The 21942-nt window shown below is 46.5% G+C and carries 17 protein-coding genes; 3 read left to right on the top strand and 14 right to left on the bottom strand.

Translation table 11 applies throughout. The features are described 5' to 3' along the window. Positions 1 to 118 precede the first annotated feature (118 nt). The 4 genes from ispG to groES form a co-directional block, all read right to left on the bottom strand. Positions 119 to 1186: a flavodoxin-dependent (E)-4-hydroxy-3-methylbut-2-enyl-diphosphate synthase gene (gene ispG, locus Q0537_RS02840; protein ID WP_299224946.1), complete on the bottom strand. Its 1068-nt coding sequence runs from the start codon at positions 1184 to 1186 to the stop codon at positions 119 to 121. Positions 1187 to 1812: 626 nt separating this feature from the next. Next, positions 1813 to 2877 (bottom strand): hypothetical protein, encoded by a 1065-nt coding sequence (locus Q0537_RS02835; protein WP_299224944.1) that lies wholly within the window; start codon positions 2875 to 2877, stop codon positions 1813 to 1815. A 595-nt stretch (positions 2878 to 3472) separates the two neighbouring features. After that, on the bottom strand, positions 3473 to 5110 hold the full coding sequence (gene groL, locus Q0537_RS02830) for a chaperonin GroEL (protein WP_299224942.1): 1638 nt from the start codon (positions 5108 to 5110) through the stop codon (positions 3473 to 3475). 12 nt (positions 5111 to 5122) lie between these two features. Further along, positions 5123 to 5386: a co-chaperone GroES gene (gene groES / locus Q0537_RS02825; protein ID WP_005871710.1), complete on the bottom strand. Its 264-nt coding sequence runs from the start codon at positions 5384 to 5386 to the stop codon at positions 5123 to 5125. Between the two features lie 206 nt (positions 5387 to 5592). Between groES and Q0537_RS02820 the strand changes: the two genes are divergently transcribed. After that, complete coding sequence (locus tag Q0537_RS02820; protein ID WP_299224940.1) at positions 5593 to 7839, top strand: hypothetical protein; 2247 nt, start codon at positions 5593 to 5595, stop codon at positions 7837 to 7839. Between the two features lie 360 nt (positions 7840 to 8199). Here Q0537_RS02820 and Q0537_RS02815 read toward each other — a convergent pair whose 3' ends face one another. From Q0537_RS02815 to alaS, 10 genes are all read right to left on the bottom strand, one after another. Further along, positions 8200 to 8829 carry a hypothetical protein gene (locus tag Q0537_RS02815; protein ID WP_299224938.1) on the bottom strand — a complete coding sequence of 210 codons (630 nt, stop codon included), beginning with the start codon at positions 8827 to 8829 and terminating at the stop codon, positions 8200 to 8202. A gap of 52 nt (positions 8830 to 8881) precedes the next feature. Continuing rightward, positions 8882 to 9511, bottom strand: coding sequence for a hypothetical protein (locus Q0537_RS02810; protein WP_299224936.1), 630 nt, complete (start codon positions 9509 to 9511; stop codon positions 8882 to 8884). A gap of 231 nt (positions 9512 to 9742) precedes the next feature. After that, positions 9743 to 10186 carry a GatB/YqeY domain-containing protein gene (locus Q0537_RS02805; RefSeq protein ID WP_297996266.1) on the bottom strand — a complete coding sequence of 148 codons (444 nt, stop codon included), beginning with the start codon at positions 10184 to 10186 and terminating at the stop codon, positions 9743 to 9745. 259 nt (positions 10187 to 10445) lie between these two features. Beyond that, positions 10446 to 12683, bottom strand: a complete 2238-nt coding sequence (locus Q0537_RS02800; RefSeq protein WP_299224934.1) for a nitric-oxide reductase large subunit — start codon at positions 12681 to 12683, stop codon at positions 10446 to 10448. A 144-nt stretch (positions 12684 to 12827) separates the two neighbouring features. Next, positions 12828 to 13478 (bottom strand): hypothetical protein, encoded by a 651-nt coding sequence (locus Q0537_RS02795; RefSeq protein ID WP_299224932.1) that lies wholly within the window; start codon positions 13476 to 13478, stop codon positions 12828 to 12830. Between the two features lie 41 nt (positions 13479 to 13519). Then, a complete protein-coding gene (locus tag Q0537_RS02790; RefSeq protein ID WP_299224930.1) occupies positions 13520 to 13747 on the bottom strand; it encodes a hypothetical protein in 228 nt (75 codons plus the stop codon). A gap of 569 nt (positions 13748 to 14316) precedes the next feature. Then, on the bottom strand, positions 14317 to 16227 hold the full coding sequence (locus Q0537_RS02785) for a transglycosylase domain-containing protein (protein WP_299224928.1): 1911 nt from the start codon (positions 16225 to 16227) through the stop codon (positions 14317 to 14319). After that, positions 16221 to 16766: a septum formation inhibitor Maf gene (gene maf, locus Q0537_RS02780; RefSeq protein WP_299224926.1), complete on the bottom strand. Its 546-nt coding sequence runs from the start codon at positions 16764 to 16766 to the stop codon at positions 16221 to 16223. Before maf ends, Q0537_RS02785 begins: the two co-directional genes overlap by 7 nt. Then, positions 16766 to 17275, bottom strand: a complete 510-nt coding sequence (locus tag Q0537_RS02775; RefSeq protein WP_299224924.1) for a hypothetical protein — start codon at positions 17273 to 17275, stop codon at positions 16766 to 16768. Before Q0537_RS02775 ends, maf begins: the two co-directional genes overlap by 1 nt. Further along, positions 17272 to 19815 (bottom strand): alanine--tRNA ligase, encoded by a 2544-nt coding sequence (gene alaS / locus Q0537_RS02770; RefSeq protein WP_299224922.1) that lies wholly within the window; start codon positions 19813 to 19815, stop codon positions 17272 to 17274. The genes Q0537_RS02775 and alaS overlap by 4 nt, the downstream gene beginning before the upstream one ends. A gap of 121 nt (positions 19816 to 19936) precedes the next feature. On the opposite strand from alaS, the gene Q0537_RS02765 reads away from it, so the two are divergent. Both Q0537_RS02765 and hemH read left to right on the top strand, forming a co-directional pair. Next, complete coding sequence (locus Q0537_RS02765; RefSeq protein WP_040304050.1) at positions 19937 to 20809, top strand: Gfo/Idh/MocA family oxidoreductase; 873 nt, start codon at positions 19937 to 19939, stop codon at positions 20807 to 20809. Next, on the top strand, positions 20806 to 21903 hold the full coding sequence (hemH, locus tag Q0537_RS02760; protein WP_299224919.1) for a ferrochelatase: 1098 nt from the start codon (positions 20806 to 20808) through the stop codon (positions 21901 to 21903). The genes Q0537_RS02765 and hemH overlap by 4 nt, the downstream gene beginning before the upstream one ends. The last annotated feature ends 39 nt before the right edge of the window (positions 21904 to 21942 follow it).

Raw genomic sequence — 21942 nt, 5'->3', positions numbered from 1 at the left:
CCCGAGAGCGCCTTAAAACGCCGAGCAAACTATAACTAGCCAAGCGCGCTAAAATTCAGAGCCGAGCCGCCCAAGCCGCGCGTCATAGCGACATTTAAGCCGCTAGGCGCCGCAGCTCTCACGCTCCTTCGCGAGCCCGCACCTCGTCCTCGACCTCTTGCAAAAACCGCTCCACGAGCTTGCTCTCCTCGAGTTTGGCGACCACTTCGCCGTGGCGCATCACGATGCCGCGCCCGTTGCCGAACGCGATCGCCACGTCCGCGCCCTTCGCCTCGCCGATCGCATTTACGACGCAGCCCATGACGCTGATATTTAGCGGCGTTTTGATGTGCGCGGTTTTTTCTTCGACGATTTTGATCGCGCTTAGCAGATCGCTTTGCAAACGCCCGCAGGTAGGGCACGAGATGATATTAACGCCGCTTTTTTGCACGCCCGCGTCCTGCAGGATCGCGCGCGCGACGCGGATCTCCTCCTCAAGCTCGCCCGTGATGCTCACGCGCATCGTATCGCCGATCCCCTCCATCAGAAGCGCGCCCAGCGCGATCGCACTCTTGATGCTTGCGTGAAATTTCGTCCCCGCCTCGGTCACGCCCAGATGAAAAGGATACTCGCACAGCGGGCGCAGCGCGCGATACGCAGCCACCGTGCTCGGCGCGTCCGAAGTCTTAAGCGAAATCGCGATGTCGCTAAAGTCCTCATCCTCAAGCAGCGCGGCGTTATACAGCGCGCTTTGCACCATCGCCTCCACGCTGCGGCCGTACTTTTGCTCAAACTGCTCCTCGAGTGAGCCCAAATTTACGCCGATACGGATAGGCAGGCTGCGAGCTTTGCACGCGCGCACGACCTCTTTGATACGCTCCCTGCCGCCGATATTGCCGGGATTGATGCGGATAGCATCGACAAACTCCGCAACCTGCAGCGCCAAGCGAAAATTAAAATGGATGTCCGCTACGATGGGAAGCGGCGAGCTTTTTTTGATGCGTGCGAGCGCGTCTGCGTCCGCTTTATCGAGCACGGCGCAGCGCACGATGTCACAGCCAGCGAAATACAGACGGTTAATCTGCTCTAGCGTGCCCTCCACGTCCTTGGTCTTAGAAAAGCTCATCGACTGCACGGAGATGGGCGCGCCGCCGCCGATTTTGACGGAGCCGACGGATATTTGGCGGGTCGGATAGCGATTTTTCAAATTTAAGCCTTTAGAATTTTTTGCGCTATTTTATTCAAAATGGGGTTAAAATTTAATAATTCGCGCTCGCTAGCCGCCGCAGAATTTTGCCTGCAGGATTTTACCCACTAAATTTTACTTTCGCACTTGCAAAAAATTTCATTTCGCCGCGAAATTTTAGCGAATAGAGCTCTATAAAATTCCGCCATCTAATAAAATTCTAAAAATTCCGGTAGCAAATAAAACTATACAAAATTTTATGGCAAGCGAAATTAATAAACCACGCAGCCAAGCAAAATTTCGCAAACTTGGCAGGCAAGCGAAGTCCTGCGACGTAAAATTACAAAATTAAGCTTTTGAAATTTCCGCGAAATTTTACCCACAGTATCGTCGCAGCGCTCGCTCGCGCAAAACGAGTGCAGTCTGGTTTATCCTAGCAGCGCGACATGCAGCCGTGAAATTTCAAAGCAAGTGGATGAAATATAAAAATTTTATCTTTAATTGCAGCAGTAGGGAGTATTGTTTCGCACGGCGACAAAGCCGAAAAAACATCGGCGTTCGTGTTTTTGCAATGCAAGCGCCGTTCTTACAGAGGAAGCAAAATTAACCCGCCTACGCATATAAATTGCGCCGGCGTGCCGCCTAGGCTAGCGCACTAGCTCCATATTCACCTTGACCCTGCTCATCTTGTCCTGCAGCATATCCATCACCGACTCATTGCGCGACGAAGCGTCATCCGTCGGGGCTTCGTGCTGCTGCCACTTACTTTTCGGCGCGGCGGGGCCCCACTGCGACGAAAATATCAGCCCGCGCTTTTTCTCGGTCTCAGGCGCAGACTCATAAGGCTGTGGAGCGGGCTTCGCCCAACGCTCATCATAACGCATCGCAGCACCTTGCCCTAGCGCATTACCCCGCTCTGGCGACGGTATTTTACCAAGCGCGCTACCGCCAGAGCGCCCTATCGCACGGCTAGAGCGAGCAGATGTGGGAAGATAGGGCGCGCGGGCATTTTGACGAGCCGTATACTTCGTGGCACTCGAATGAGATGCAGCTGTATGCTCCATAGTGCCAGAACGAGTTGCACTATAGCCGTAGCGAGCTTGCGGCCGTGCAATTTGAGTCGTCGTTAATTTGCGAGCTTGTGCGTCTACGATTTTGCCGGTCTGCTCATCCGCGCCTCCGTAAGTTTGCGCGCTTGCATTTCTCCGCATATCTGCGCCTCTGTAAGTTTGCGCAGTATCACGGGCGCTTGGCGCCTCATCCTCATAGATACGGGTTTTTGGCAAACGCATCAGTGTCGCGACTAGACTCTTGCTAGCTCCATTCTGACTGCTTGATTGATTAGCCGGGCGCCTAGGTGCTTTATTTCTCGCAGAATGCGATGCGGAATTTTGCCCGGGATTTTTAGTAAAATTTTTCGTACTTTTTCGCGTGGAATTTTTAGCTGAATTCCCAGATGCACGCATATTTTTTGTGAACTTGGAATTTGAAAGGCTTTTAGCATTTGCAGGTTTTTTAGCATGCGGCTCGGCAGAGAATTTTGCCGAGGTATTTTTACTCGGATGATCTTTGGCTCGCAGATTTTGAGATGAAATTTTATATTTATGGTTTTGCTGCGCGGCGGTAGATTTGTGGCTTTGCTGCGCGGCAAAAGCGCCAGAAGAACTCGCCAAAATGAACGCAATTAAAAAAATACGAGCTAAATTTTTCATCGTTTTCCTTTCCATGGATTTTAGGCGAAATTTAGCAAAGCTTAGATTAAGCCGCGTTAAATTTAATGAGTGAGGCTATGAAATTTCAGCTCTAATTCCAAGCCGTATCGCCAAACAAAAACCTGGATAAAGGCTAAGCTGTAAAAATTCCACAGCTAGGATTCTGTTTGGCAATAGAATTTTATCACACTAAAAATATAATATCACAGCAAAATTTTATTTTGTAAGCGTTTAGGTGGGATGGCTGAAAAATTTTAAAGTTTTAGAATTCTGCGCTTAAATTTTGAGTGGCAAGTCAGAATTTAAGGTAAAAAGGAAGCTCAGATAAAATTTTAATTTTAAAGGATAATGCGGCAAAACTGCAAATTTGAGGTGAGATACGAAATTTGCGAGATCATGCAGTGACTAAAAATCACACCGCTTAATCGCTAATTCATAATAAATCGCCGCGCCTTAGACATACCCAAAACGCGGCACATCTCATTTTACGGCGCATAGCAAAAGCATCGCCGCGCATAAAGCATTTCGCGGCGCTGTAAAAATCTCGCAACGCCGTTTCAATGGCATAGGAGCGCCGAATGACGCTCCTATGGGGCTACATCATGCCGCCCATTCCACCCATGCCACCCATATCAGGCATTGGAGGCATTGCAGGCTTCTCCTCTTTGATCTCGCTTACGGTTGCTTCGGTCGTTAGAAGCAGGCTTGCGACGGAGACCGCATTTTGAAGCGCTATGCGCTCGACTTTGACCGGATCGATGATACCTGCTTCAAACATATTGACATACTCGCCGTTTGCGGCGTTGAAGCCGAATTTTTTATCTGAGCCTTGCTCGACCTTATTAGCTACGACGCCCGCGTCAAATCCCGCATTCTCGGCGATCTGGCGAAGCGGAGCGAAAAGCGCGCGCTTAACGATGTCCGCGCCAATAAGCTCGTCGCCGCTTAGAGCTAGTTTTACGCTAAGTCCAGCTCTGATTAGCGCAGCGCCGCCGCCGATTACGATACCCTCGTCTACGGCTGCTTTGGTTGCGTTTAGAGCGTCGTCTACGCGATCTTTTTTCTCTTTCATCTCAGTTTCGGTCGCAGCGCCCACCTTGATAACCGCAACGCCGCCGCTAAGCTTAGCCATGCGCTCTTGAAGTTTCTCTTTGTCGTAATCGCTCGTAGTCTCGGCGATCTGAGCTTTGATCTGCAAAACGCGCGCGTCGATATCTTTTTTCTTGCCCGCGCCGCCTACGATAGTGGTGTTATCTTTGTCGATCACGATACGCTCGGCTTGTCCAAGATCGGCCATAGAAGCGCTTTCTAGCGTTCTGCCAAGCTCCTCGCTAATGACGGCACCGCCCGTTAAAATCGCGATATCTTCAAGCATCGCCTTTCTGCGATCGCCAAATCCAGGGGCTTTGACCGCAGAGATGTTTAACACGCCGCGAAGTTTATTTACGACTAAAGTCGCAAGCGCCTCGCCCTCGATATCCTCGGCGATGATTAGAAGCGGTTTGCCGCTTTTTTGAACCTGCTCCAAAACCGGAAGTAGATCTTTTAAATTTGTAATTTTTTTGTCAAATAGAAGCACTAGCGGCGAGCTTAGCTCGACTAGCATTTTCTCGGCATTTGTAATGAAATATGGGCTTAGATAGCCGCGGTCAAACTGCATTCCCTCGACTACGTTTAACTCATCGTTGATAGATTTTGCCTCTTCTACCGTGATAACGCCGTCCTTGCCGACTCTTTCCATAGCGTCTGCGATCAGATCGCCCACCGCGCTGTCGTTATTAGCAGAGATCGTAGCGACCTGAGCGATCTCTTTTTTGCCACTTACTTTTTTAGAGGATTTTTTTAGCTCCTCAATAACCGCAGCGCTAAATTTATCCATACCGCGCTTAACTTCGATCGGATTTGCGCCCGCAGTTACGTTGCGTAGGCCCTCTTTAAAGATCGCGTGAGCTAGCACGGTCGCAGTCGTAGTGCCGTCGCCTGCTTGATCGTTGGTTTTACTCGCTACTTCGCGCACCAAAGAAGCACCCATATTCTCTAGCGTATCTTTTAGCTCAATCTCTTTAGCGACGGTTACGCCGTCTTTTGTGATCGCCGGAGCGCCGAAGCTCTTTTGGATTAAGACATTGCGACCGCGAGGTCCCATCGTAACTTTTACAGCGTCGTTTAGCTTCCTAACGCCCGCGTAAAGCTTGTTTCTTGCATCGTCTGAAAAAATAATCTCTTTTGCCATTTTCAATCCTTTTTATTTAATTATGCCTAAAACATCTTCTAAATTTAAGATAAGGTATTTCTTATCGTCTAAGCTGATCTCGCTACCTGCGTATTTTGCAAACGCTACGGTATCGCCATTTTTGACGCCTTCACATTCGCTGCCGACGGCTACGATTTTGCCGGTCGAAGGCTTCTCTTTTGAAGCATTGTCGGGGATGATGATGCCCGAAGCGGTCTTTTTTGTTTCCTCCTCGCGCTCTATTAGAACGCGCTTGCCAAGTGGTTGAAATTTCATTTCAGTCCTTTCTTTGATTTGTGATTTCTAAAATTGGCACTCAATGTGTTTGAGTGCTAAGATTATATGCAAAATTTAAAATCTTGTCAATAGTTTATGAAAAATTTTTATAAAACTTTAGTGATTTAAACTCAAGTATTGAGATTTCAAACGTTAAATTTTAAGGGCTATAATACCCTCAAATTTTAAATTTTTAAGGGGACGAAATGAAAATTTTCGGCATAATCGCAGGAATTTTAATCCTGCTTATAGTAGGCGCAGGCTGCCTATTTTTCAGCGATTTTGGCAACAATCTCACCAAGCCTTACGTAGAAAATTTGATCAAAGAAAAAAGCGGCCTTGACGTGAAGCTTGAGAAATTCGATCTAAATTTCGGCGATCTGGACATCAGCGCCAACGTAAATGATGCTGCGAACGTAAACGTAAAGGGCAAATACTCGCTTTTTGCGCGCTCTTTCGATCTTAACTATGACGCAAACGCGCACGATCTAGCCAAGCTTGGTATAAAAACGAGCGAAGGACTAAGCCTCAAAGGGCAAATTTTGGGCAACCTTGGCAAATTCGGCATCAACGGCAGCGGGCGGATTTTTGATAGCAACGTAAAATTTTTAGCAAATTTAAAAGACCTTAGTCCGCTTGATCTACAAATCGACGCTAAAGCTCTAAACGTCGAAAAAGCCCTTGCCGTGGCCTCTCTGCCGATCTACGCCAAAGGAAATATCGACATTCTCTCAGATATCAAGGCCGGAAACGGCGGCGCAGATGGCAACGCGAGCATCAAAAGCTCAAATTTGATCCTAAACGAATCTGCGTTTAAAGATATGAATATCTCCATCCCAAAGGGCGTGCAGATCACGCTAAACTCGGACATCACGGCGCAAAATGACGTCTTGCGAGCAGCAAGCAAGATCGATTCGACGCTAGGTAAGATCAGCGCCGAAAAATCGGAATTTGATCTGAAAAACAAAACTTTAAATTCCGATTTTAATCTGAGCTTGCCCGATCTAGCGAAGCTCGAAAGCCTGCTCGGGCGTAAAATTTCTGGCGATGTTAAAGCAAACGGAAATTTAAAGACCGATTTTTCTACGCTTGAGCTTTCAAACTCGCAAATTTCAGCGTTTAAAGATGCGCTTAAAGCGGATGCGGAGGCAAAATACGATCTAAAAAACAAAAACGGCGAGCTGTCCGCAAAGCTAAACGCAAACGATCTAGCCGCGCTGCAAAACGTCCTGGGAGTGAAGCTGCAAGGCAAAGCAAACGGCGAGCTTAGCGCGGCTTTAGCGCAAAATGAGCTTAAAAATCTAAACTTAAATCTAAACGCGATGGGCGGTAACCTGAATGCGAGCGGAAATTTAAACGATCTAAAACTTAAGGCGAGCAATCTAAATCTGGCTGTGCTTTCGGCTCTATTTTACGGCAACGCGATCGGAGAGGGCACGATAAACGGCGATGCGAAGTTAAGCTTAAAAGACAGTATCAACGGCACGGCGCAAATTTCGCTCGCTAACGGTGTAATTTTTAAGAAATTTTTAGACGGCGCGACGGGCAAGAGCTTCCCGAGCGATCTAAAAACTGATGCACAGGCGCAGACAAATATCAAAAACTCCGTTGCGACCTTTAGCGTAAGCGCAAACTCCGATCTGGCGCAGCTTCAGAGCCTAAACGGCACCTACGAGCTCAAAAATAAAGCGCTTAAAGCAAACTACGCGCTGCTGATCCCAAGCTTGCAGCGACTAGAATTTTTCTTAAATCGCAGACTAAACGGTAAAATTGCCGCTACCGGCGAGCTTTCGCACGACGGCAAGAGCCTGTTTGCTACCGTAAATTCTAAGGTTGCGGGCGGCGAGCTGAACGGACAGATCGCGGGCGATGAGGCGAACTTCAAACTTCAAAATTTTATCGTCAAAGAGCTTACGACGCTTCTAAATATCGATCACGTCTACGACGGCACGGGCAATGCAAATCTTACGTATAATACAAACTCGCACAGCGGCAAATTTGACGCGATCATCAACAACGGCCGCCTTCCTAGCGGCGGACTGATCGATAAAATCGGCAAAATTTTAGGGCGCGATCTAGGCGGCGAGGTCTATAACGACGCCAAAGTAAACGGCACGATCAAGCAGAATTTAATCAATTTCAACGCCGATATGAATGCGCAAAAAAGCAAGCTAAACGTCACGGGCGGCACGCTGGATAGCAAAACGGGCGCGATTTCGGTGCCAGTTAAGGCAAATATCGAAAAGACCGATCTTGAAATAAACATCACCGGCACGATCAAAGAACCGAAATACAATATCCAATCCGACTATCTAAAGGGCAAGCTAGACAAGCAGATCGGCAAGGGTATCGACAAGCTTTTCGGCGTAAAAAAGGACGATAACAGCAGCAAAAACGACGCGAAAAAGGAGAAATCAGACGCGATTAAAGGGCTGATAAATGGTCTATTTTAGCCCATTCGCTCCCATTTGGCGTTTAGAATTTTATGGATACTGCTAAACGAGCGCGAGATTTAAAATTTTGAAATTTTGAAATCTCGCGCAGTTTAAATTTTAAAATTTAGCGCTAGCCGGCGCAGCTAGAGCCGCAAAATTTCAAAACTCGGCGCACGCTATTTATCAAAATTTTAAATCTCGTTTCGGTCTGTATTTTAATGACGCTTTAAATTTATCGCCGTAAGCTTATCCAGCTTGCGCCGCTATCTGCAATGAAATGTACGTCGCAACCTAGCATCTTTTAAAGTGTTTCGTATCGATACTGCGCGCCGTGTTTTCAGGCTATCCGATGCTAATTAAAATTTCGCGGCGCAATGTTTATTGCAGTTGGCGCCATGCTTGATAAAATTTGCCCGCCATTATCGCAAGAAAAATGAGCGTCAAAGCTCCAAATATCGTAGCTGTAAATTTATCATCCGTCGTAGCGTATTTGTCATATCTGAATTTCATCAGATACTCGCGCTGCGGCGGATCGACGCTCGCATTATAATCCAAAAATAAGACCTGATATGCCGTACCGCGACCCTGAAACGGATGGCTTTGATACCAAGCTTTAACTCGCTTGCCTTCCAGCCATTCGTATGCGATTAGCGAGATAGAAGGCTTGATATTCACGCCTTGCCACTCGTCCGCTCCTGAGCGCTTAAAATTAGCTTCAGCAATTGCTGCATTGAGCAAAATTTTATTTTTATAAAAAGAGGTTAAGTTATCCGTATCGCCATTTAAAAAGACTTTGATAAATTTGCGCTCATCCGTAAAAATCTGCATATATTCGCGCCCATCATCGCTTCCGACATCCATGATTATTCCATTCGCAATTTTCAGATCATCTAAGCTTTTAGGATTCAAGCTAAAAAGAAATCCGTACCACATCGCCGCCAAATAAAATGCGATCATAAATAGATCGAACTTGCGATCTAAGTTATACCAAATTTCGCCGAGCTTCATCGATCATTACATTGTAAGTTTCGCTGCAAGATACGGAATTTTACGGCTTTTATTATCGCGGGCTATGCTGCATCGCAAGCGCCTCCATCGCCCCGACGGGCAGAAATAGCACTACGCCCACGATTACCACCGGTATAGCCACGATTACGCCTAACGTATCCAATAGGACGTTGCTCTCACAGCGTTCATGTCTAACCTCGATGTTTGCCGGAATCGGAGAGCGCAGCCTATCGCTTGGCTTCATTATTTTGCCAAGATTTTTGATCTGCACTACTCGCGCATCAAAGTTAAAAATAACCTCGATCTCACCTTTTTTCTCATCGATTTCGATGCGATTTGCTAGAGCTTTGATTTTGGCGACGTCTGCTCCTGCGGCAGAGTTTAAAAAAGCACTGAAGCTACCGCGCGCCTCGCCGTTTTTAGCATCGGTTACTTCGATCTGCACAAACTCGCGCTTAAGCCCCTTGGCGTATCCGCCGTCGTAAAATTCCGAGATTTTCTTAAGCGACGAGCCGTTCGTTAGGACATAGCTGAGTTTCTCGCCTACGATGTATTCCTTGCCATCGTTTATGAAAAATGCCGTTATCTTTTCGGGCGTTTCGTTCGCTCCAGGCGCTACGTTTTGTTTGCACTGGCACCCCACAAGCAGGACGGCTAGTAAAACCGCGATAAATTTTTTCATGATGATCCTTTAAAATTTTAAATTAGCGTATAAATTCCGCAGCCAAAGCTCTATCTTAAAAAATTTCAGCAGCGAAATTTTGCGCCTTAAATTTCACGCTCGGAATTTCAGTGCAAAATTCCGCGCTATAAAATCCCGACGCAGAATTTTGGGTGCGGAATTTCGATACGGAATTCTGCGTTCCGCAAAACTCCGCCGAGAAGCAAAGCCACGGCTTTTAAATTCCCGGCTCTACTTCAGTGCCGCTTTGACCGCCTCGCTTAGCCGCTTGCCGTCTACGCTTGAGCCGAGCGCTTCTTTGGCAGCTTTCATCACGCGCCCCATATCCTTTGCGCCGCTAGCGCCAAGCTGCGAGATTAGCGAGCTAACCGCAGCAGCAAGCTCGGCATCGCCTAGCTGCGCGGGCAGATAGGACGCGATGATCTCGATCTCGCCCTGCTCTTTTTGCACCAGATCGTCGCGACCGCCCGCGCGGTACTGCTCCACAGAGTCATTTCGGCGCTTGATCTCGCTTTGAAGTATGCTAAAGACGCGCTCATCGCTAAGGCTGATGCGCTCGTCCACCTCGACCTGCTTAAGCGCGGCGTTAAGCATCCGCAGGCTGTCTCTGCGGAAGTGATCGCCGCTTTTCATCGCCGTTTTAATGTCTTCTAAAATTTGCTCTCGCACACCCATTTTCTACTCCTTGAGATTAAAATTTCGGCGGTAATTTTAGCAAATTTAAAATTTGGCTTGGGTAAATTTAAGGGGATGAAATTTTAAAATTTTAAAGATTGATCGCGATTTGCGGCTAAGCTTAAAGCTCGCGCGGCTACCCTTTGCGGCAAAAAGCTCACGCATAAAAGGCTCTTGCAAAGCCTAGTAAAATTTAAAAGGCCCCGCGAGAAATAAAATTCCCGCGAGGCAAAGCAGGCGATAAAAGCTCGCGAAAGCTCTATTTAGCGCGTGAGAATATCATTCGCACGATTTGAAGCAAGAAGCACACGCTTCCTACCAAAAAGATCGTATCGCCGATGATGCGCGCCCAGCGAAGCCCGTAGAGGCTGTCTTTCTGCAAAAATTCCGCGCTTCTTGCATACCACATACCCACGTCGATCGCCGCGAACGCCTGCAAAATTCCAACCGGCAGAAGCGAGATTAGCACCATTAGAAGCAGACCCGCATTTAGCGCCCAAAAGCCGATCTTCATCAGCGTATCGTCGAAGCTTTTTTGCCTGTAGATATACAGCGCCACGAGCCACACGAAACCGAGCGCCAAAAAGCCGTATACGCCAAATAGCGCCGTATGAGCGTGCACCGCGGTGGTGTTTAAGCCCTGGATGTAAAATAGCGCAAGCGGTGGGTTGATTAAAAAGCCGAAAACGCCCGCGCCCAGCATATTCCAAAACGCCACGGCAATGAAGCAGTAAAGCGGCCATTTTAGACGCTTGGCCCAATCCTGCGCGAATTGAAGCTTGTAGTAATGAAACGCTTCCGAACCCAAAAGCACCAAAGGCACGACCTCAAGCGCCGAGAAGCTCGCACCCACAGCCATTATCGGCGTAGTGGTGCCCGCAAAATAGAGGTGGTGGAAGGTGCCAGGAATTCCGCCGATTAGGAAAATCGACGCGCTAGCAATCGAGGTGTAGGTGGCAAATTTCTTGCTTACTAAGCCCAAGGACGCGAATACGAACGCCAAAGACGCCGTCGCGAAAACCTCGAAAAATCCCTCGACCCAAAGGTGCACGACCCACCAGCGCCAGTACTCCATTACAGGAATCGGCGAGCGCTGTCCGTAAAATAGTCCCGCGCCGTAAAAAAGCCCCACGGCGATAACCGAAGCGGTAAAGATGGCCAATAAATTCTTATCGCCCTCGGCTCTAAAGCCCGCGATAAAGCCGCGAAGCACGAGTACCATCCAGATCACAAGGCCCACGAACAGTATCAGCTGCCAAATTCTACCGAGGTCTAAATACTCGTATCCTTGATGTCCGATCCAGAAACTGCTGCTTGGATCCATCTTACCCGCAATCGCCATGTATTCGCCCGCGAAGCTGCCGACGACCAAGAAAAGAAGCGCGTAGAAAAGCACGTCCACGCCGAGCTTTTGAAATTTAGGATCCTTGCCGCCGTTGATGATCGGAGCTAGAAACAATCCCGCCGCCAAAAAGCCCGTAGCGATCCAGAAAATGGACGCCTGTACGTGCCAGGTGCGAGCTAGCGAGTAAGGGATATATTGCGAAATATCAAGCCCGAAAAAGGACTGACCCTCGATCGTATAGTGCGCAACAAAGCCGCCGATGAAGGCTTGAAATGCAAACAACGCAATCGCTACGAAAAGGTACTTGCCGAGCGCCTTTTGCGACGGCGTAAGCGCTAAAGCGGCGATCGGATCGGCGTTTAGCTTCGCAGGAGCCTCGAAATCCTCGTCCTTTTTGCCGTAGAAATTTCCGAACCAAACCAACAAGCCGATGCCGGTAAGCAAAATAACGAGGCTTGCGATCGTCCAAACGACGTTTTCCGTGGTAGGGACATTGTCTATTAGCGGCTCGTGCGGCCAGTTATTGGTATAGGTCGCCTCTCCGCTCGGACGATCCGTAGAAACCGCCCAAGCAGTCCAAAATATGAAATCCATAAGCTCGGCGCGGTGTTGCTCGTTTGCGAGCGTGTTTTCCTTCATCGCGTAATCCTCGCGAAGCTTTTTAAAGCGCGGATCGTTTCCGAAAACGCCCATATACTCGTCTTTTACGACAGCCATAGCCTTCAAGCGATCGTCGCTTAGCTTAACGGTGCCGTCTTTTACGGTGTTGGTACGGTACTCGGCCTTGGTAAGCGCCTTAATCTGCGCCTTTTGCTCGTCATTTAAGGCGTCAAATTTCACGCCGAAACGCTCCTGCGCCTTGATATCCATAAACGCGACCAGCTCCTTATGCAGCCAATCCGCGCTCCAATCGGGCGCCTGATACGCTCCATGCCCCCAGATAGAGCCCACCTGCATACCGCCGATGCTCTGCCAGGCCTCCTGTCCGCGGTAAATGCGCTCGGTACTGATTAGCTCAGCTCCGCTAGCATCGGTAAATTTTACCACCGGCGGAGACTGCCTATACACCTCGCCGCCGTAAAAACCCAAGAAACTAAAGCCCACGATGAGTACCGCTACAAGCGTCATCCAGAGCTTCTTATACTCTGCCATTTTCACTCCTTTAACTGAAATTAGGAGAGAATTTTACCTATTTAAATTTCGATAAGCATTGAGGTCCGTCAATAAAAAGATAAAATTTATCTGCTTAAGCTGGAATTTATTAAAGTATACTGGAATAAGGTATTTTAGAAAATTTTATATAAAATTTATATCTATAAATCTATCCCTTACCTCGATATTATCAAGATTTAGATTTAGTTTGTCTTTTAAATACTTTTTCAAATTTACTCGTTCATACTCACTTAACATAGTTAGCGGAATGGCAAAATAATTACTATGAGTACTATCTAATAAAATTAGAACATTTAAATTTATGCTATCTATTCTTCTTAAAATTTTAAGTACACCAAAGCAAAGAAGATTTATCGGATGCAAAGCGTACGATAAAATTAGCAAGAGAAATTTTTTAAACCTAGTTATATTGGCATTGTATTTGCACGCGTCTTCAATCACGAGTCCAGAAAATTTATAAATAGCGATTTTATCAAAATTAGAAGTCTTTACGCTTTTATGTACTAAATATACATCGTTATAATTTTTGCATAAAGAATTATATTTTATTCTATCGGAATAGAAATTTAAAAATTTATGTTTATTAATAAATAAAATTCCCACTAAAAAAGTAACAGCTCCTAAAAATTGATATGCCCAAGCACTTCCTCTGCAGAAAAATAGAAATATAACTAAAAATACAGCTAATATTAAATAACATTCTGTGCTGATTTTAGTCCAATAATCTTTGATCATAAAAAGAGGCATTTCAGATTTATAACTTTGAAATTCCATACGATAATACTCCAAATTTTTAATTCAATACACCACTCTTTTCATTGACTTTGCTCTGCATCTTTCACTCCTTTTAAATAGAAATATATTTTATAAATAAATTCAAATGCAGACATTAATATTGCGGAACTCGAAAGAGAAAAACCGGATTGAAAGAAAAAAATATATCCAAAAATTGAAAATCTACTTTGAAATTCCGGCATAAAATGGCTTGTTCTTATGCTGATACCGCTACTTGCAAAATATCCGGTATAATAAACCTCAAACATAAAAATACCGAGACCGAACATAAACGGAAGCAACAAAAACGGAAAATCGTTTTCCCGCTTCTTTTTTGAAAGCAATATAAAATCATCATCATATCTGCAAAAGTAAATATAATAAACCAATGAATATAAGCTAGAAACCGCAAAAATAATAATCCCGTATATCCAACATAATACTAACGTAAAATTCAGAAAGTTGGGTGTAGGGACTAATACTACCAATAATTTCGATATTTGGAAAATAACTTTTCATAAAATTTACGAAATTTAAGCACACAGGAGAAATATCTAAAATATTTTTAGGAATTATAAAGGCGCTAAGAGAATATAAAAAATATATAAAACATAATTTCGTAAAAAATTTGCCGAATTTTACACGAGTATTTTCTATTCTTATCTTTTTGCTTTCAAATTCTAAATCCTGCAATCTTGACCCCTAAATAAAATGATTATGCATTTTATTGCCTACTACCTTAAACAAACTATAAATTAGCATATTTATATTGTGCTTAATAAACGCAATCTATGCAAGGGCTTCCGAAAGTGGATCAAATTTGGATTTGCATCCAAATTTAAAGCGATCCGTCGCTGCTGCTTTCGCGGGGTTTAGGAAGCGGCGAAATTTTAGTGTAATACTCTTCCTTGCCGTTGTATGAGCTGCTAAAGACGCCGTCGGGAACCGTGAAATTTCGTTTAGTTTGCGGATACTCTTTTAAGTAGGCATCTAAAAATTTTGCAAACACCGGTGCTGCGGTACGTCCGCCACCCTCGACCTTTCGCATCGGTTTATAATCGTCGTTGCCATACCAGATTATGATCTGCAAATCCGGCGTAAAGCCGCAAAACCATGCATCTATGCTGTCGTTTGAGGTACCTGTTTTGCCCGCTATGTCGATGCCCTGCACGCGCGCGCGAGTACCGGTGCCGCGCTGCACGATATTTTTTAGCAGCGTAGTCATCAGATATGCCTGTTCAGGGCGCAGCACGCGACGTCTCTCAGGCTCGATAAAGCGAGTTTTGCCGTCCTTATCGGTAATCGAAACGATAAATTTTGATTTTGCAGTAATCCCAAGCCCCGGAAACATCGAATACATCGTGGAGTATTCAAGCGGCGAAATTCCGTAGCTGCCGATAGCCACTGACAGGGCGGGCGGGACGTTTTTAAAGCCGAACTCGCCAAGCTTTTTTACCGCGCGATCAACGCCGATAGATTGCATCAGATTGATCGAGGCAAGGTTGCGCGAGCGAGTTAAAGCTTCTTTGATCGTGATGTAGCCGCTGTAAGTCTTGTCGTAATTTTTCGGCTTCCACGTTTTATCGCTGCCATCGTCGAATTCTCTAGCTATATCGGGCACCTCAGTCATCGTCGAGTAGCCCATATCAAGGGCGATTTGATAGACGAAAGGCTTAAAGCTGGAGCCGGTTTGGCGCTGGGATTGGCTGGCGCGATTGAAATTTGATTTCGCGTAATCCACGCCGCCTACTAAGGCTAAAATTTCGCCGTTTTGCGGATGCGTGACGACCATAGCGCCGTTTACGTTGCTTGCATTGGCGTCTTTGTTGCGCTTTAAAATTTCATTGTAGCCGAAAACTAATGCCTCTTGCGCCATCGCTTGCGCCTTTAAATCAAGGCTCGTATCTATGCGGTATCCGCCCGTGCGGACGTCCGGTAGAATTTTTTCCGCTTCTTTTATGATCTCATCTACGGCATACGGCGCTACATTTTGCGTGAGCGTTTCGTTGTAGATCGTAGGCTGCTCGTTCATCGCAAGCTCATATTCGGTCTTATTTATCCAGCCGAGCTCATGCATCCTATAAATCACGTTATTGGCGCGCGAAAGCGACAAATCCAGGTGCTTAGTAGGATCGAAGCTGCTAGGAGCTTTCGGCAAGCCCACTAAAATCGCAATCTCTTTAAGGCTTAAATCTTGCAAATCCTTTTTGAAATATCCCAAGGCCGCCGTGCGGATGCCGTAATATCCGTGCCCAAAATATACTTCGTTGAAGTAACGCTCTAGAATTTGTTCCTTACTTAGAGCATTTTCTATTTTAAGCGATAGGATTGCTTCTTTGATCTTGCGATCAAGCTTCTTTTCGCTCGAAAGAACTAAATTTCGCGTGATCTGCTGCGTAATCGTGGAAGCCCCTTCGACGAATTTCATCGCTTTGACATCCTTAATAATCGCCCTAAAAATCGCCTCGACATTCACGCCGCCGTGTTCGAAAAACGCCGTATCCTCGATAGCTACGAGCGCCTCGATCACGCGACCTGGGATCTCGTCAAATTTTACGTAAATTCTATTTTGTTCATTAAAAACATTGGCTATCAAATTGCCGTTGCGGTCATAAATTTTAGTCGTAAGCTCGGGATGATAATCGATGATTGAGTCCGATTCCAAGCGGATTTGCGAGTAAAAATACAAAAAAATCCCGCCCGCGGCAAACGCACAAACCGTAATAAAACTAAATAAAACTCTTACCATACAAACCTCTTTAAATTTTCCAGATCAAGCCCCATCGCCGTGAATTTTGACCCACGCGAGCTTTTGATATATTTTTCGTTAAAGCCTTCGATACTCATCGCACCCGCCTTGCCGCGCCAATCGCCGCTAGCGATATAGCCTTTTAAATCTGCTTCATTAAATTCCGCAAATTCAAAGCTTGCGACGCTAAGCGTCGAAAGCTCTAGCGCCTTATTACAAAAAATCATCGCAGTATAAACGGCGCAGCTAGCACCACTTTGAGCTCGCAGCATCCTTAATGCGTCCGCTTCATCCCGCGCCTTGCCTAAAATTTCGCCGCCGGCAAGTACGGAGCTATCGGCAAACAGCACTCTATCATAATTTTTATAAATTTTAAAAAACTGCGTTTTCTTGGCCAAGACAACGCGGTAAGCATAGGTGCGTGCATCGTCCTTACTAATGCCGCTTTCGTCAAAATTAAAAGGAATTTGCGTAAATTCTACGCCGCTATCCTTTAGAATTTGCGCTCTAGTAGGCGAGCTGGAAGCTAAATAGATCATCAAAACTCGCCCACCGTCACGCCTAGATAAACGCAAATCAGCGTAACTACGATATTTAACGGGATGAAATATTTAACGACGATGATTAAATGCTCATTCGCCTCAAGCTCATCGCCCGCATCCAAAGCTCGCTTCAAAGATGAAATTTTATAATGCATGTAGATAAAATTTAGTAGTATAAAGCCGGCGCCAGCCCATAGCGTCGCAATCGCGCCTTTTACCATAGGATCTGAAAATTTAAAACCTCCGCCGTCCGCAAGAAAAAATCCACTTACGCAAACGATCACCAAAAATAGCGCAAAGAATTGCTCATAGCGCTTCATATATCGCAAAATTTCTGCAAATTTTACATCCTTCGCATCTGCTTGGCTTTTACTGCTTAAATTCATAAAAATTCGCGCGATCAAAAATACGCAGATCTGCGCGCAGATCAAAAAAATCACGCTTAAAATGTGAATCAGCGGCAAAATTTGCGAGGCTTTGATGAAGCCGGTATCGATTTCGTTCAAATCTTACCTTTTGCGTAAGAGATCGCCTCTTTGATCGCTTCTTCGATTTTTAGCACGTCCTTGCCGCCTGCGGTCGCAAAATCATCGCGTCCGCCGCCGCCGCCGCCTAAAATTTGCGCCGCTAGCTTAACCCACTCGCCAGCTTTAATAGGCGCGTTTTTAACGCCTGCTGCGATTGAAATTTTGCCGTCGGTGCCTACTTGCATCAGCATTATCGCCGCCTTTTCGTGGCTATTTTTAAACTCATCTATCATAGTTTTTATATCACCGCTTTCGACTGAGGCTACGCAAAGTTTGATATCGCCGACATTTAAAAATGCCAGTGCATGGGAATTACTTGCATGCTTGATCTGATCTTTTAGCGATCTGATCTCATCTTTTAATTTCTCAATCGCGCGGAGAGGCTCAATCCCTTTTAGCTCCGCAGAAATTTCAGCAAGCTTAGCGCGATTTTGAAGCGCCAAATTTAAAGCGGCGCGCGAACAAACTGCCTCGATACGCCTAACACCCGCACTTACGCCGCTTTCTTTAACTATAAAAAACGGTCCTATCTCGCTTAAATTACGCACGTGAATTCCGCCGCAAAGCTCCTTACTAATCTCTCCGAAGCTCACGACGCGCACCTTTGAGCCGTATTTTTCGCCAAAAAGCGCAATCGCGCCGCTATTTTTAGCGTCATCTATATCCATAATCTCAGTTTTTGCCGCACAGCCCTTGCAAACGGCATTATTTACAAATTCCTCGATTTTAGCCAGCTCCTCGTCGCTAAGTGCCTTAGGATGCGAGAAGTCAAATCTTAAGCGATCTGCCTCGACTAAGCTTCCTGCTTGAGCGATATGAGCCCCTAGTACCGCACGAAGCGCCGCATGCAAAAGATGCGTCGCGCTGTGATGACGTGCAATCTGCTCACGCTCCTCAGAAACCTTGAGCCCGACGATATCGCCAATTTTTAAGTTACGATTAAGGCGCAAGTGGGATAAATTTAACCCATAAAATTTCTGAGTATCAAACACATCGGCTATGGACTCCACTTCGCCGCTATCGCCCGTCTGACCGCCGCTTTGTGCATAAAACGGAGTGACATCAAACATCGCCCAGCCGATATCGCCGGCTTTGAGCTCATCCACTTCCGCAAAATCCTCGTTAAGTAGCGCTAAAACCTTGCTCGTGCGGCTAAGCTCTTCGTAACCGCTAAATTTATTCTCGCCGAATTTCTCTAGCAGCGCCTTGAAATCGCCACGAACGTTTTTATCGCCGCTACCCTTCCATGCGGCTTTAGCTATCTGCCTTTGCTCGCTCATAAGCGCGTCAAATTTAGCCTCATCCACGCGCAAATTTTTCTCGCGCAGCATATCAGCGGTCAGATCGAGCGGAAAGCCGTAGGTATCATATAACTTAAACGCGACCTCACCGCTAAAAATTTCTTTAGTGCGCGCAAGCTCCTCGTTAAAAAGCTCGATGCCGTTTGCCAAAGTGGCGAAAAACCGCTCCTCTTCGAGTTTGATCTGCTCCTTTACGGCTTGCTTTTTCTCATTCAGATAGGCATAGTGCCCGCCCATCAGCTCGCATACTTTATCCACGAGGCGATACATAAATGGCTCTTTGATGCCGAGTAGATAGCCGTGGCGAACGGCACGGCGCAGAATTCTACGCAAAACATATCCCCTACCCTCGCGGTTAAAATTTGTTCCCTGCGCTAGCAAAAACGTAACCGAGCGGATATGATCGGCGATGACGCGATAGCTCGCGCCGCTTTCATAAACGTAAGGTTTGCCGCAAAGCTTCGCGACCTCATCAATTAGCGGCATAAAAAGCGAGCTGTCATAGTTGCTAAATTTGCCCTCTTTAATCGCCGTGACGCGCTCAAGCCCCATGCCCGTGTCAATGCTAGGCTTTGGAAGCGGGCTAAGCTTGCCGTCTTTGCTGCGCTCATACTGCATGAAAACTAAATTCCAAATCTCCAAAAAGCGGTCGCCGTCGCCGCCCATATAATCCTCGGGCGAGTGAAAATGCTCCTCACCCTGATCGTAAAAAATTTCGCTGCACGGACCGCACGGTCCGGTATCGCCCATCGCCCAAAAGTTATCGTGGTCGCCGAAGCGGTAGATACGCTCCTGCGCTATGTGCTGCGCCCAGAACCCAAACGCTTCGTCGTCTTTCTCGTGCACGGTGACGTAAAGTTTGTCTTTGGGAAGCTTTAAAATTTCGGTTACGAACTCCCACGCATAGGCGATCGCCTGCTCTTTGAAATACTCGCCGAAGCTGAAATTTCCAAGCATCTCAAAAAACGTATGATGGCGCGCGGTGTAGCCGACGTTGTCTAGGTCGTTGTGTTTGCCGCCGGCGCGGATGCAGGTCTGACAGCTCGTGCGGATAGGCGGCGTCGGGCGCGGTACGGCTCCGGTGAATATGCTTTTAAAGGGCACCATGCCCGCGTTGGTAAAAAGCAAGCTGTCGTCATCGGGCACTAGCGGCGCGCTAGGAACGATCTGATGCCCCTTGCTTGCAAAGAAATTTAAATATTCGCTTCTAATATCCATGATTTGTCCTATTTCAAGTTAAATTTTAAAGGCGCATTTTAGCTAAATTAGATTTTAAAAATTATAAATTTTAACCATTCTTAGTTATAATGGCGCGAAAGATTAAATTTAGGGCATGGCGATGAAAAAAAAGATAGCGATCATAGGCATGGGCGAGCTTGGTCAAAAGCACTTCAGCGAGCTAAGAAGGAGCGATTATTTCGAGCTTGTAGCGCTTTATCATAAGGGCAGCAGTGAAAATTTCGGCCCGCGCTATCCGATCTTTGATAATCTAACCGATCTTTTTAACGTCGCTAAGCCCGATGCCGTAGTCATCACGGCTCCACCGCCATCGCATAAAGAGCTGATTTTAAAATGCCTGCCGTTTACCAAAAATATCTTTGTAGAATCTCCGCTCGCACAAAGCCTAGCCGAAGCTAGAGAGATAAACTACGCAGTCACCACTAACGGCACGCGCCTAGCCGTAGGCTACTCCGACCGCTACAATCCAGTAATCGTATCCTTGCTACGCGAGCTTGCCAAGGGGGATAAAATTTTTTCGATGAGCTTTGTAAGCGGTTTTGCAAACGATGATAGAGCAGATATCGTCGCCAATGCCCTTTTTAGAGATATCGATCTTGTGCGGCTGCTTTCTCACAGCGAGATCGCCTGCATAGAACTTAGCAAAAATATCTCTAAAGAGCGCACTCTAGCCGCATGCGCGACGCTTCACACAAAAAGCGGCTGCTATTGCACGCTAATGCAGTCCAATCTCTATCCGATCAGGCGCCACGGTATCGAGATTTGCACCGACAGCGGTGTGTATTTCGGCGATCTAATCTCAATAACTCTTTTTAAAATTACGCCTGACGGGCGCGTAAATCTGCGCGTCGATCGCGATGACTTTTCGCTGCGCCGCGAACACGAAGCGTTTTGCGCGATGTGCGACAGCAGTACTAACGCAGGTCTTGCAAGCGTAGAGGACGCGATAAAAATCAGAGAAATCATCTCATGAAAAAAGCCCTAATTTTGCTCAACATGGGCGGCCCGAACAATCTGAGCGAGGTTGAAGTTTTTTTAAAAAATATGTTTAACGACCCCTTTATTTTGGGCGTTAAGAGTGATTTTTGGCGCAGCGTTTTGGCCTCTCTCATCGTAAAAAGCAGAACCGCATCGGCGCGCAGCAACTACGAAAAATTGGGCGGGCGCTCGCCGATATGCTTCATCACCGAAGCGCTTTGCGAGCGGGTAAATTTACTCGCGCGAGCAAAATTAGGCGCGGGATTAAAATTTGAAGGCGCAGCGGATGCGGGCGCCGCGAATGAGCCACAACAAGAGATTTCATTGCAGAGCAAGCCGCCGCAAGACGCCCCGACGCATGGCGAGCCGCTACAAAATGAAGCGCCGAAGGATGAAAAACCGATAGATGAGCTAATTTGCGATTATGCGATGAATTACACGCCGCCCTTTGCGGAGGATGTGTTTAAAAAATACGCGGATTTTGATGAGATAATTTTGATGCCTTTGTATCCGCACTTCTCGAAAACGACGGTGCAATCGAGCCTGTGCTCTGCCGAAGCGGCACTTAAGCGGCTCGGGATAAAAAATTATAAGATAGTTGATATTTTCTACGACAGCGCCGCTTACAACGAAATTTTACTAAATTTAATCACGGGATGCGTCGCAAAATTTAGCGCGGATGAAATTTCGCAAATTTCACTCATATTTTCCGCACATTCGCTGCCGGTAAAAATGATCACCGCGGGCGATCCCTACGAGGCGCAGGTAAAGGCGCACGTGGAAATTTTAAAAGATCTGCTGGCTGCGCGCGGGATTAAATTTAAAGAGATTATCTTGGCATATCAATCGCGCCTGGGCCCCGTGAAGTGGCTAGAGCCCAATGTCGCGGACGTTTTACGGGATCTGCAGAGCAAAAAAGCGCTCATATTTCCGATCGCATTTTGCGTGGATAATTCCGAGACCGATTTCGAGCTGGATATTTTTTATAAGGACCAGGTGCGCGAGCTGGGTTACGAATACTACGAAGTGTGCAAATGCCCGAACTCCCGCGAGGATTTTGCAAAATTTATACTCGCGCAGGCGCTGTAAATTTAGAGATTAAAATTTAATCTTTTAGTTTGGATTTTT

Origin of the sequence: uncultured Campylobacter sp., assembly GCF_938017775.1 — a bacterium.
Taxonomy (GTDB): Bacteria; Campylobacterota; Campylobacteria; order Campylobacterales; family Campylobacteraceae; genus Campylobacter_B.
Note: the sequence above shows the minus strand (reverse complement) of the source record. Positions and strands in the feature narration are given on the sequence as shown.

Coding starts and splice junctions, on each gene's coding strand:
- Q0537_RS02835 (WP_299224944.1), bottom strand. CDS start 2,877: ATGAAAAATTTAGCTCGTATTTTTTTAATTGCGTTCATTTTGGCGAGT.
- groL (WP_299224942.1), bottom strand. CDS start 5,110: ATGGCAAAAGAGATTATTTTTTCAGACGATGCAAGAAACAAGCTTTAC.
- groES (WP_005871710.1), bottom strand. CDS start 5,386: ATGAAATTTCAACCACTTGGCAAGCGCGTTCTAATAGAGCGCGAGGAG.
- Q0537_RS02820 (WP_299224940.1), top strand. CDS start 5,593: ATGAAAATTTTCGGCATAATCGCAGGAATTTTAATCCTGCTTATAGTA.
- Q0537_RS02815 (WP_299224938.1), bottom strand. CDS start 8,829: ATGAAGCTCGGCGAAATTTGGTATAACTTAGATCGCAAGTTCGATCTA.
- Q0537_RS02810 (WP_299224936.1), bottom strand. CDS start 9,511: ATGAAAAAATTTATCGCGGTTTTACTAGCCGTCCTGCTTGTGGGGTGC.
- Q0537_RS02805 (WP_297996266.1), bottom strand. CDS start 10,186: ATGGGTGTGCGAGAGCAAATTTTAGAAGACATTAAAACGGCGATGAAA.
- Q0537_RS02800 (WP_299224934.1), bottom strand. CDS start 12,683: ATGGCAGAGTATAAGAAGCTCTGGATGACGCTTGTAGCGGTACTCATC.
- Q0537_RS02795 (WP_299224932.1), bottom strand. CDS start 13,478: ATGGAATTTCAAAGTTATAAATCTGAAATGCCTCTTTTTATGATCAAA.
- Q0537_RS02790 (WP_299224930.1), bottom strand. CDS start 13,747: ATGTTTGAGGTTTATTATACCGGATATTTTGCAAGTAGCGGTATCAGC.
- Q0537_RS02785 (WP_299224928.1), bottom strand. CDS start 16,227: ATGGTAAGAGTTTTATTTAGTTTTATTACGGTTTGTGCGTTTGCCGCG.
- maf (WP_299224926.1), bottom strand. CDS start 16,766: ATGATCTATTTAGCTTCCAGCTCGCCTACTAGAGCGCAAATTCTAAAG.
- alaS (WP_299224922.1), bottom strand. CDS start 19,815: ATGGATATTAGAAGCGAATATTTAAATTTCTTTGCAAGCAAGGGGCAT.
- Q0537_RS02765 (WP_040304050.1), top strand. CDS start 19,937: ATGAAAAAAAAGATAGCGATCATAGGCATGGGCGAGCTTGGTCAAAAG.
- hemH (WP_299224919.1), top strand. CDS start 20,806: ATGAAAAAAGCCCTAATTTTGCTCAACATGGGCGGCCCGAACAATCTG.